Source organism: Dyadobacter sp. BHUBP1 (assembly GCF_050587785.1).
Classification (GTDB): domain Bacteria; phylum Bacteroidota; class Bacteroidia; order Cytophagales; family Spirosomataceae; genus Dyadobacter.
This window is the reverse complement of the sequence record NZ_JBOBIH010000001.1, coordinates 963,072-975,998: the sequence shown is the minus strand read 5'-3', so window position 1 is coordinate 975,998 and position 12,927 is coordinate 963,072. Positions and strand designations below refer to the sequence as shown.

Genomic DNA, 12,927 nt, shown 5'->3' with positions numbered 1-12,927 from the left:
GGTGTTACTCCCAAAGCGGGTTTTGCTTCAACAGGGCGTTGTTGTCGATCTCCGATTGCGGGATCGGATAGTAGACGTGCTTAGGTGCCGCATTGGTTTTGCCCACTTTCACCTGATTTGCCACAAATGTGCTGTTATAGTTCGCATCGCGCTGACGGATCAGGTCAAACCAGCGCTGGTATTCATAGGTCAATTCCAAACGGCGGTCGAGGTACACCGAGTCGCGGAACTGGTCTTTGGTGAGGCCCGGCGTCAGATCGGGTAGCCCTGCGCGTTTGCGGACTCTGTTCAGCGATTTATACGCTTTAACTGTCGGCCCGTTCGCCTCGTTTTCGGCCTCGGCGTGGATCAGCAGCAGTTCAGCATAGCGGATAATGGGTACGTTGGCGGCCGACTGGTTGGTAACCGCCGTCGAAGCAGGGTCCGCCCATTTGTTCCAGAATGGCGTCGAATCGTTCGGCACCGCTGCGTTCGCGATCGGCAGCGCATATTTACGGCCATTGGACGGACTGGTAAAACTTCTCACGAACGTCACGTCACGGCGCTTGTCGCCCGGTTTGAATAGTTTGTAAATACTGAAAAACTTGTCGTTCCCCTGCGTGTAGTACCGCACCATATGCGCGTAGTTGCCATTCAGGCCCGGCACACCCGAGAGGATCGAACGCGGCCATTCGTTATTACCCTGCGCCAATGAGTTGGATTTGAACTGCGCCGAGAAAATATGCTCTTTGTTGTTTTTGAATGCGGGCAGGAATACTTCGGCATAGTTGGCGACCAGATCATAACCGTAGTTTCCCGTTCCTCCGTCAGCAGCCGAGAGGGCTTCCTCAGCCTTGTTCACCGCACTCTGGTATTTCGCGCTTACTTTTAAAGGAAGTGATGCTTGGGTCAGGTACACTTTCGCCAAAAGGGCCTTGGCAGCCCCCGCCGTCGCGCGCCCTACGTTAGGCGACGCGTAAGTGGCCGGGAGCACCGCCGCGGCTTCGGTAAGATCTTTCTCGATCTGCGCGTAAATATCGGCCGAAGGTGATTTGGCAATGGCATAATCAGCCGCATTCACGTATTTCTGGTATTCGAGGATCAGCGGCACGTCGCCGTACAAGCGCACGAGGTTGAAATAATACAATGCGCGCAGGAACTTGGTCTCACCCAGCAGGCGCGTTTTCAATGCTTCATCAAACTGAATGGCCGGTACTTTTTCCAACACCACATTGGCCTTTTTGATCGCGGCATAATGCTGTTGCCACAACTCATAAATGCGCAGGTTGGTCGATGAATGCGCCAATACCGACAATGAACGTACATCGGGGTTGGTAGCGCCGGGCCCCGGATCTTCATCATCGCCGGCCATGTTCATACCCGTATTAAAGAGCGTATTATAAGGCGTCTGAATCGACGAACCGCCCGAATTCAGGAAGAAGTACACCGCATTCACGGCATTCACCGCATCAGCCTGCGTTTTGTAATATTGGTCTTCCGACAAAAATGCTTCGGGCTCTTCTTTCAGAAATTCCTCGCACGACAACGACGCGAATGCCGTAAAACCCCACAGAATATATTTAAATGCTTTCATTTCAATCAATTTTGGAATGGTGGTTATCAAAAAGTGAGGGACAGACCCACCTGGTAGGATTTGTTGTTAGGATACACGCCCTGGTCTACACCCTTGTTGATCAGCGACTGGCCGTTCAAGCTCACTTCGGGATCGAAACCGGTATATTTCGTCCAGGTTTTCGGATTCTGCGCGGACACATACACGCGCAGGTTTTCGATGCTCAGTTTCGAAAGCAGCTCTTTCGGGAACGTGTAGCCGAACGATAGGTTCTTCAAACGGTAGTAGGTCGCATCTTCGATAAAGCGGTCCGAAATGGTAATAGCTGGATCCTGGTAAGCCGCTTTTACGTCGGTATTGGTGTTGGTAGGTGTCCAGCGGTCGAGCAGTACGGTCGAGCCGTTAACATAACCCGTTCCCAGTTCGAGGTTCGCGCGGTTGGCATTGTACAGTTTGCCGCCGAGTGAGGCCTGGAAGAAGATCGTTAGGTCGAAGCCTTTGTAATTGAATGTGTTGGTGATACCCCCTGTCAATGCGGGTTGGTTCTTAATCACCACGCGGTCGCCCGCCTGCGTGATTACGCCGTCACCATTAATATCCTTATATTTCTGGCCGCCCGGGCTTTTGTTTTGCTGCGGAGTCAGTGGAGCGTCACCTTCCTGTATAATGCCATCGGTTTTGTACACAATGAACGAACCCAGCGGATAACCCACTTTCGCGATCGAAGGCGCTGAAATGACCGGAATAATCTGGTCTACACCGTCGCCGAGGCTCAGGATTTTGTTGGTATTTTTAGAAACAATGAAGATCGTGTTCCATTTGAAAGCGCCTTCCGTATTTCTGGAATTAATATACAACTCAACACCCTGGTTAGAAACCGCACCGATATTCTGGTATACCACCGAAGCCTGACCATTGTAGAAGTCCGACAGACCGGAAGTACCTGGCACTGTGCGGGTCAGGAGCAAATCCGTGGTCTTCTTGTAATAGTAATCCGCGATAATGTTGATGCGGTTTTTGAACAAACCAAGGTCGATACCAAAGTCTGTCTGGAACGTTTTCTCCCAGCCGAGGTTCGGGTTAGGCACGGTATTCGGGGCAAAACCGGAAACGGTTGTGTTCGAGAAGTTGTAGCGGAAGTAGGCCAGCTGCGAAAGCGACTGGTAAGAAGGGATGTTCTGGTTACCGGTTTGTCCGGCACTCAGACGCAGTTTCAGCAGGCTGATTTTTTTGAAACGCTGGAAGAATTTCTCTTCGTTCACATTCCAGCCGATCGCCGCCGAGGGGAAGTAGCCCCACTTGTTGCCGCTACCGAATTTGGAAGAACCATCCGCACGCAATGTCAGTGTAAACAGGTACCGTTCGTCGAAAATGTAATTGACACGACCGAGGTACGAGGCCAGCGACCACTTGTTCGCCAAAGAACGCGGTGCGACGCTGGTGATACCGGTTGCCAGGTTATTGTATTCAAATGCGTCTGTTGCAAAACCCGCAGCTTCGGCGATAGCGCCTTTACTTTCCGATACTTGCGCCGTGAAACCCGCTACCGCATTGATTTTGTTCTTTTCGTTGATCTCTTTGTCATAGCTGATCGTATTCTCATTCAGCCAGTTGCTGGTAAAAATCGACCCCACGACCGCGTCGCCGCTCAGTGCCTGGCCTTCTGCGGTTGTGCTCGGCAGATAACGGTTTTGCTTGTTCCCCACGATATCGGCTCCGACGAGCACTTTAGCCTTCAAACCATCTGCAATCGTATATTCAGCCGAAACGTTACCAAGGAAGCGGTTGGTAATGGTCTCGTTCAGCTGGTTATACAATGAGTTGATGGGGTTCTGCAACGCAGATTCGAATGGGCTGTTCACAACAAAAGTGCCGTTGTCCTGGTAAATGGGCAGCGAAGGAGGCGTTTGCAGCAGGTTACCGACGATGGCACTGGGTGCTACATTAGCCTTGATATTGCTTGCATTCAGGCTGGTGAAAATGCGGAGACGGTCGCTGTACTGGTGGTCCAGGTTAATGCGCGCCGAGAAACGGCGGAAATCAGTATTTTGCAGGATACCATTCTGTTTGAAATAGTTACCTGAAATCGCAAGCTTCGTTTTATCCGATCCTGAAAGAATGGAAAGGTTATGGCTCTGGATGGAAGCACTACGAAATGCGGCGTCCTGCCAGTCGGTGCCTGCGCCGGTTGTATCGAGAGAGTAACCTGTGATGGTTGGAATGGCAACGGTTTTACCGGAGTTTGAAGCTGCGTCCTTTCTGAGCTGCCACCATTGCGCAGCATTTAGCAAAGGAATCGTGCGAAGTACTTTCAGTGAGCCGTAGTATGCGTCGTAGTTCACGGAGGACTTATTCTTCGCACCGCTTTTGGTAGTAATAATAACTACCCCGTTCGCACCGCGCGAACCGTAAATAGCTGTCGCAGAAGCGTCCTTCAAAACATCTATATTCTCGATATCAGCGGTATTAATGGAAGAAAGCGGGTTGATTTTCGATCCGTCTGTAACACCGGCATCGGTAAGGCCGTAGTCGTTGTTGACAGGGAAACCATCGATTACGTACAATGGATCGCTACCGGCGGTAATGGAGTTGTTCCCGCGTATCTGCACGCTCACGCCCCCACCCGGCTGCCCGGATGTCTGCGTCACCACCGCTCCCGCGACCGAGCCTTGCAAAAGGCGCTCCACGGAGGCTACCGGCTGACTTTTAATTTCAATAGGAACCGACGCCACCGAGCCGGTGATATCCTTCCGTTTCTGCTCGCCATAACCCACTACAACGACCTCGTCGAGCAGGTTGGCGGTTTTCAGAACGACTTCTACGGCCTCGGTAGGCTGTTCATAAATTTCGATTTCCTGCTGCTGGAAGCCGGTAATGCTGATTTGCAATGTAAACGGAAACTCTTTAGCCGGCGGGATACTGAACTTCCCGTCAATGTCCGTCAAGGCATACTTGGCGGAACCTTTCTCGACCACCGTCGCACCGGGCAATCCCTGCCCCGACTCGTCTTTTACCACGCCCGTAATGGCGTCCTGCGCCGCGGCACGGTAAAAAGCTGTGAATACCAGGCCCGTCAGCAAGAACAGGCGGAATAGATGTTTGATCATTATTTGTGGTGAATAAAATGGATACTTGAGGCACAAGAGGGCTCACCTTCATGCATATACGCATGCACAAGCACGTCATGCCTGAGTGGCGCGGATATACGGGAAGTTCATGATCTGCATACGCCTCATATGCCGATCAGCGGGTTACCGAATATTCAGAAAATCTTCAGGGGGTCAACAACAGGAACAGCCCAGGGCTGTGAAACGGGGACAATTAGAAACCACCATCTTCCCCGGAGCCAGCCTTCCAGGCATATATAGCTCCGAAGACCGGACAAAAAGTACATCTTTCGCTTTCATAGGTACGATACGAATTTTGGACAAATGTTTTGCCGGATTGGTGGTTAATCGGGCAAAGTCATTTTATATAGTCTATAAATATGATAGACAAAGTAAACTTATTGAAAATTAAAACGCAAGGGTTTTGCAAGAGAAACTTTGAGGGAGCCCGTATTTAGCGTCAGATTATCCGATTCTTACAATTCAAACACCGCCCTGTGCAACTTTCACGCATAAGATCATGGTTGCACTACGTTTGTCGGAATGTAAACGTGGAAAACGGAGCCCACGCCTGGGGTCCCTTCGGCGGTGATGTAACCGTGGTGGTTCTGGGCTATTTTTTTGCAGATCGCGAGGCCGATGCCTGTTCCTTCGTACTCGTTTCTGCCATGCAGTCGCTGGAAAAGGTCGAATATCCGGTTTTCATAACGCTGATCGAACCCAATGCCATTATCGGTAACGCTGATCCGGCAGAAAGTCCCCTGCCCGTCCTCCACTATGTCGTGTCCTATCCTTACGACAGGCCTGCGGTCCGGGCTGCTGTATTTGATGCCATTGCCAATGAGGTTCTGCAAAAGCTGGTGAAACTGGACCGGAATTACAGGCAAAACCGGCATCCGCTGGACTTCTACTACCGCGTCTTTTTCTGTGATCAGTTCTTCCAGGTCACTCTTAACCTCTTCTACGATACTGTTCAGGTCGGTCTCGACGAATTTGAAATTAACCCCGCTGGTTCCGGAATAGCTCAGCAAGGCCTCGATCAGCTTTTGCATCCGCACCGATGCGGCAATAATGCGTGCAAAGTAATCTTTCGTGCTTTCCGAAAAATGCTGGGATTCTTTTTCCATGATCCTGCTGCTGAATGCGCGGATCTTTCGCAATGGCTCCTGCAAGTCGTGCGACGCCACGTAGCTGAACGACGCCAGTTCTTCGTTGTTCCGGCGGAGCTCCATATTCTTCTTATGCAGCGCATCGCTAAGTTCGCTATCCTTGGTCACGTCCTGCAATGCGCCGATCATTAAATGGTTCTCTCCCTCCCGGATGAAATTTCCGCTCAGCCGGAAATGCCTGATATCGCCGTTTTTGGCAATAATCCGGTAGGTATTTTGCACGACTACCTTCGTTTCATAAGCCCTGATACCGTCACGGATTGCCTGGTGACGGTCTTCGGGATGGAGAAATGACAGAAATTGTTCGAAAGACGGAATAAACTCCTGCGGCTGGTAACCTATGAGCCTGTATAAATTATCGGAACATTCGAGTTCGTTCGTAGTCACATTCCAGGCGTAGCTCCCAATGTTGGCATTCTCTTCCGAATGTTTGAAAATGGAGTTCTGTATCGCCAACTGGCGGTTCAGGTCTTTGAGTTTCAGGTCGGATTTCAGCTCTTCGGATATATTCCTCGTGGTTACGGTCACGCTGTCATTAAGTTTTTCAACTGAAGCTTCGTACCAGATAATATCGCCGTCCTTCCTCAAATCGATCTGATAATGATCCGGCTGCCCTGTTTCAAGACATTTCACCAGCTTTTCAAACACACCATTTCTGAAAATACCGGGATACACCTCCCGGCACGTTTTTCCCGCAATACGCCAATCCTCCGCGGTGCCTTGGGCAAATCTGCCCTCATTGGAATACACAATGCGAAAATCCATGATCCGGCCTTCCGGGTTGCGAACTGGCTCATAGGAGGCAATACTGTTGCCCGCTGTGTTCAGGATCGATTGCAAAAACTGCTCTGAGTGCTTCAGCTGACGGGTCCGTTCCTCGACCTGCGTTTCCATCAGCTCCGAAAACATGATCTGGTCATGAATATCCATACAGCCGCCGACATACCCGATAAAAGTACCGGTGGGAGTGTAACGCGGCACGCCTTTGTCCGAAATCCAACGATATTGGCCGTCATGCCTTCGCAGACGGTAATCCATACTGAACTCCTTGCGCGCATCGAAATGGGAAATGTAAATGGCGAGGCATCTTTCCAGGTCTTCAGGATGGACGCCCTCGGCCCACCCGTTTCCGAGCTCCTGCTCCATAGTCCGGCCTGTGAAATCGAGCCAGCCTTTGTTAAAGAAGTAGCAAAGCTTGTCCGGGCCGGAGAGCCAGATCAGTACCGGGGCCGTATCCGCAATCGCGCGAAAACGCCCTTCCATTTCCTGTATATATGCGAGTGTATCGCCCCCGCCGGTGTGACCCAGCCGGGCCTTCTCCAATTCCGCCTCGAGTTCTTCAATGCGTTTTCTCAACGCATCCGTTTCTGCGTTCATATACAGGTTTTCGCCATTTCAATGCCCACCAATTTACGCGGGCAACGGCAGAATATCAACATATCCGATCTTACCGCTTAAAAAGTTTTTGGCATAGACGGCTTTGAAAAAGAGTAGGCAAAATTCTTTTAAGAGTTTTGAGATTCGGAAATTGTTTTAATTTTATACGAATTAATTCTATACATCCAGTATGCAATCCAAGTTCTCCCCTGAATCGCTCGACATGGTCATTGCCGGTATCAATGCAGGGATATGGGATTGGGTTTTTGCGACGGACAAACAGGTTTGGTCTGATCGTTTTTTTGAATTACTCGGCTATCAGCCGGGCGAAGTACCAACTGGTTATAAGGAATTTACCGAAATACTTGTCCATCCAGACGACAAGCAGATCGTCGCCGACGCTATCCGCGAACAGTTTGAAAACAACGTTCCCTACCTGGTCCACGTAAGGCTTAAAACGAAACATAACGGCTACCGCTATTTCGAATGCCGCGGCACGGTACGGTTTGAAGACGGCAAGCCTGAAAGAATGGTCGGCTCGGTGAGTGATATTCATGACGACATTATGCAGCAGGAACAGCCGGGCAAACTGGACGGTGTTTTGCAGGACCTCACACAGCGAAAGATTGTGGAAGAAAAGCTGAGCGTGATATTTCAGTATTCTACCGACGCACATTTGCTGTTGGACGAAAACGGGATCATGGACTGTAACGAGGCGGCAGTAAAAATGCTGAGATGCAAGAACAAAAGCGAGTTGCTCTCTATCCACCCCGCCAGGTTTTCCCCAGAATTCCAGCCTGATGGCCGGCGTTCCTCGGAGAAATCCGTGGAAATGGACCGGCTGGCGTATGAAAACGGATATAATCGCTTCGAATGGATACACCGGCGAATGGACGGCGAAGAATTCCCGGTGGAAGTTACGCTTAATCCGGTGCTGATCAGCAACAAAAAGGTATTGCTGGTGGTGTGGCACGACATTACCCACCGCAAACAGGCCGAAGAGCTGATCCGCCGCAACGAGGCCATGCTCGCCGAATCGCAGCAACTCACGCACAGCGGCAGCTGGGAAGCCGATCTTATCACTGGTCAGAATTACTGGTCTGATGAAGCATTCCGCATTTTTGGCCTCGAACCAGGCAGTACCGGTCCGGAAACCGAGTTGTTTTCCAGTATGATCCACCCCGACGATATGCCATTGTACAAGTCGCATATCCGCGATGCGATCAACCATCTGGCGCCGGCGAGCTTCGACCTTCGCATTGTCCTGCCCGATGGCCGGGTGAAATTCATCCACGCCATCGGAAAACCGTTTACAGATGCAACCGGCAGGGTAACGAAGCTCTACGGCGCAATCATGGACATCGACGAACAGAAGAAGGCAGAACAGGAATTGATCAAAGCCAAGGAACAGGCGGAAATGGCCGCGATCGCCAAATCGCAGTTCCTTTCGACCATGAGCCACGAGATACGGACACCTATGAACGCAGTGATCGGATTCACGCATTTGCTGCTGCAACAGAACCCGAAACCGGAGCAGATGGAATATCTCAACATCCTCAAATTCTCGGCCGAAAACCTGCTGGTGCTGATCAACGACATTCTGGATTTCAGCAAGATAGAAGCCGGAAAGATCGAATTCGAGGAGGTGGATTTTAACGTCCTTTTATTGCTGGAAAATATCCGGTCGGGGATTCTTCAAAAGGCCAACGAAAAGGGCATCTTACTGAAACTGAAAGTGAGCAACGATGTCAATATTACGGTGGTAGGCGATCCTACGCGGCTGGGCCAGATCCTCACCAACCTCGTCAGCAATGCCGTAAAATTCACCGAAAGCGGCAAAGTAACCATTTCAGCGGCCATTGCGGAGCAACGGGACGACCGGGTAACCATCGACTTCCGGGTAGAAGATACCGGCATCGGCATACCGCCCGAAAAACTCGACAATATCTTCGACAGCTTCACCCAGGCCACTTCCGACACGACCCGCAAATACGGCGGCTCGGGCCTGGGCCTGACGATCACCAAACGGCTTCTGGAACTGCAAAACAGCCAGATCCACGTCGAAAGCGAGCCGGGCAGCGGGTCGGCATTCTATTTCAGCCTGTCGTTCCCGATCAGCGAGAAGCATGTTACCGGGCAATCCAATGGAGCGCCGGTCAACCATTTCAACCTAAACGGCATGAGGTTACTTATTGTCGAGGACAACAATATCAACGTCCTGCTGATGAAGAACTTTATGAGACAATGGGATGTGAAATATGATCTCGCCGAAAACGGTTTGATAGCCCTAGAAAAAGTACAGAACAACGACTACGACCTTGTGCTGATGGATCTCCAGATGCCTGAAATGGACGGCTATGAAGCCACACGCCATATCCGTCAGCTACCCGACGAAAAATACCAGCGCTTGCCTATCATCGCATTGACCGCCTCGGCTATGATGGATATTAAGGATATTGCTTTTACAGTGGGGATGAATGACTACATCAGCAAGCCATTCTCGCCGGCGGAACTATATGCGAAGATTGCCGCCTATCGGAAAAAATAGGAGGCCCTTCTCAGTGAATCCGGCCCCTCGAGGACCTTGTTCAAATGGTTGCCACTCATATTGATCTCCGTCCTTCGGTATTGAGAGGGTCGGAAGCGCTGGTATTGAGGGAAATTTTTCTTCTTATTTTCTTCTCCGAACAGCCAGGAATCACAGAATCGTAAAATCAGGCAAATCAGCAGGAGCACAACAGCCCAAACGGGTGATTTCACGCGCTGTGTCATAAACTGGGGTTTAAGTTTTGGCCGGACGTATATATCCTTTCGCCAAATTTTCGACATCCCCGCCGACACCCGGCAATTTATTTACCACCCGGCGGAAAGCGATGAGTAATCGATCTTTTTACGCATTCCCTACTTTACACCTATTCCTTTATCGAAACCGGTTTTTTGCCGCAGGCTATTTAATCGGACGCCGATCAATCATCGCGCGCAACGTTTTGCGGAAAACCCAGCGATATTCCCACCGGAATTAAGGAAATCACACAAAACATTTACACACATGAAACAATTAATCACTCATTTATCGGGCTATTTCAAAACCGCCGCTGCCCCGATGTCGCTGAGTTCGAAAGCATTTACCCGTAGCCCCAAAGTCACATTCGTCATACTGCTGTCGGTTAGCCTGCTGCTGTTGCTACAGTCCCAGTCCTCCCAAGCACAGGCGCCGCAGCAGTTCAGTTTTCAAGGAGTGGCGAGGGATGCGGCTGGGAAGATTGTAGCAAATAAGAGTATTCTCGTGGGATTCAATATCCACCAGGGAAGTGCTAATGGACAAAGTGTATTCAGTGAAACTCACAATACAAATACAAATGCCAACGGTATTTTCACACTGCAAATTGGTTCAATAACAAGCCTGAGTAACATCAATTGGGGTGCAAACTCCTACTTTTTGCAGACGACAATGTATTACGATGGGTTACCTGCTCAAGTCGATTTAGGCACTACCCAACTATTGAGCGTTCCTTATGCAATCAACGCATTGAACGCGAATAAATCGATAACGTCAGATACCGCAGTCGTTGCAAAAAAATGGATTGATAATGAGCCTATAGTACAAACCGGCTACAATGGTGCTGGGGCCACTTTACCGACTCTTCCAGTGGGCAATTTGTTAATCTGGTATCCCCAAAATGCGGCATTTAGGGTGGGAAAAAATGCTGGGAATAAATGGAATCAGGCCTCAATGGGAATTAATTCGTTTGCTACTGGTGAGGGGACCCTTGCATCAGGTGAAAATTCGGCAAGCTTTGGCCAAAATACGGAAGCGACCGGGGACAATGCTTTCGCCTTGGGAGCTGGTTCTAAGGCATCAGGAGCTTATTCATTCTCCTCAGGATTCAATGCTAATGCATCTGGCTCCAAGTCAGCTGCCATTGGCGAGAACGCGGTCGCATCTTCCACTAACGCATTTGCCGTCGGGCTAAACAGTCAAGCTATCAATGCTGGTGCCATAGCTATTGGATACAACTCAAAAGCAGCCGGCGCAAATGCGCTTGCATTTGGAGAGGGTTCTGAGGCTACCGGCCAGAACTCAATTTCATTTGGGAACTCAACCGCATCCGGTCTTCGCTCCTTTGCCGTTGGTGAAGGGGCATTGGCCAAAGCAGTTGGCGGAATTGCTATCGGTACTTACAATAATTCGGGAGATTTCCCAGGGGCTCAACCAGCTGCAACAGACCGAATATTTCAATTGGGACATGGCACTAGCGCCAACAGATCCAACGCAATCACCGTGCTAAGGAATGGTTACATCGGGATCGGAGACAATGCAACAAATCCATCATTCACTATGGATTTCGGAGGGCGACCGAGAATTAGAAATAGTGGCGGCTCGATGACCGCCGGATTGCATTTAGATGATTCACAAGGCAATGCAGACAATTTTGTCGGAATGCTTTCAGATACCCAAATCGGCTTTTACCTGAATAACGCTTGGAGATTTTGGGTGGATGATGTCCACGCTTATGTAAATGGATTCACGGTTAACACCTCCGATCGACGCTTGAAAAAAGATCTTGTACCACTTGAGACCAGTATTTCTAAATTGAAAACTCTGCAAGGCTATTTTTATAAATGGCTGGATCCTAAAAGAGATCAATCAATTCAAACCGGTTTAATGGCACAAGATGTTGAAATACAGTTCCCGGAACTCGTAGCAACAGAAAAGGACGGCTACAAAGCCGTCAACTACACCGGCTTCATCCCTCACCTGATCGAAGCCGTCAAAGAACTGGACAAAAAGACCGAGGAAATCGCCGCCCTGAAAAAAGAGCTGGCCTCTGTTCAGGAAATGAATAAAAAACTCAGCGCATTGGAAGCCAGCATCAAAGAGCTGTTGGCAGGCCAAACATCCATCTCAACCCAGACAAGCAAATGAAAGCATTATACACCATCACAGCCATCACCTTATGCGTATATCATACACAAGCACAGCAAATTTCACCCGGGGCACTTTACGCCGCCAGTGGCTCCGGATCGGCCAATGGCGTGAGCGTCAATTGGGTACTGGGCAGCCTCAACACATTTTCAGATTTATCCGTGCTTCCCGTGAGGCTGATCAGCTTCACAGGGCAAGTGAACGCTGCCGGCCTTGCCGAATTACATTGGAAAACTGCGGAAGAAACCAACAATCTCGGGTTCGAGATACAGAAATCGCTGGATGGTAAAAGCTGGGAGTTGCTGGGTTGGGTAGACGGAGCTATTAATTCCCGCACAGAGAAAAGTTATCAGTATGTCGATCAGGAGTTTGTGACAACCAGCTATTACCGGCTCAGGCAAGTGGATACCGACGATTCCTACACGTACAGCAGGATTATTCGCGTCATTCCGGAAAAAGAAAGCCTCGACAGGTTCTACGTTTATCCAAATCCGTCACGCGAGAGCAAAGTGCGGGTACAGGTGCCTGAGCGCACGCAAAGGCTGTTACTGTACGATCAACTAGGGAACAAACTAGGGCAATTCGAGGCCCCTGGCACAGAACATACTATCACATTACCGCATCCCGGATCATTCATGCTTCAAATCGATACCCCGGTGGGAAGCAAGACAACAAAGCTGATTTTTCACTGAGGGTTAACTGGGGTTTACACAGAGGCCGCCATATTGGTGGTCTCTGTTTCGTTTGACCATTTAAAATCCCACGGACACCTGCCACTAAATGCTTTTGTATTTA

6 protein-coding genes are annotated in these 12,927 nt (G+C 50.0%); 3 read left to right on the top strand and 3 right to left on the bottom strand.

From position 1 onward, the window contains the following. Positions 1-4 precede the first annotated feature (4 nt). The 3 genes from ACQ4MZ_RS04075 to ACQ4MZ_RS04065 form a co-directional block, all read right to left on the bottom strand. A complete protein-coding gene (locus ACQ4MZ_RS04075; protein ID WP_430843212.1) occupies positions 5-1,573 on the bottom strand; it encodes a RagB/SusD family nutrient uptake outer membrane protein in 1,569 nt (522 codons plus the stop codon). A 26-nt stretch (positions 1,574-1,599) separates the two neighbouring features. Further along, complete coding sequence (locus ACQ4MZ_RS04070; RefSeq protein ID WP_430843210.1) at positions 1,600-4,659, bottom strand: SusC/RagA family TonB-linked outer membrane protein; 3,060 nt, start codon at positions 4,657-4,659, stop codon at positions 1,600-1,602. A 518-nt stretch (positions 4,660-5,177) separates the two neighbouring features. Further along, positions 5,178-7,205, bottom strand: a complete 2,028-nt coding sequence (locus tag ACQ4MZ_RS04065; protein ID WP_430843208.1) for a PAS domain-containing sensor histidine kinase — start codon at positions 7,203-7,205, stop codon at positions 5,178-5,180. Between the two features lie 190 nt (positions 7,206-7,395). Here ACQ4MZ_RS04065 and ACQ4MZ_RS04060 point away from each other — a divergent pair, with 190 nt between their 5' ends. From ACQ4MZ_RS04060 to ACQ4MZ_RS04050, 3 genes are all read left to right on the top strand, one after another. Next, entirely contained in the window at positions 7,396-9,753 is a 2,358-nt protein-coding gene (locus ACQ4MZ_RS04060) for a PAS domain-containing protein (RefSeq protein WP_430843206.1), read from the top strand. 501 nt (positions 9,754-10,254) lie between these two features. Beyond that, entirely contained in the window at positions 10,255-12,132 is a 1,878-nt protein-coding gene (locus ACQ4MZ_RS04055) for a tail fiber domain-containing protein (protein ID WP_430843204.1), read from the top strand. After that, entirely contained in the window at positions 12,129-12,824 is a 696-nt protein-coding gene (locus ACQ4MZ_RS04050) for a T9SS type A sorting domain-containing protein (protein WP_430843202.1), read from the top strand. Before ACQ4MZ_RS04055 ends, ACQ4MZ_RS04050 begins: the two co-directional genes overlap by 4 nt. Positions 12,825-12,927: the final 103 nt, after the last annotated feature.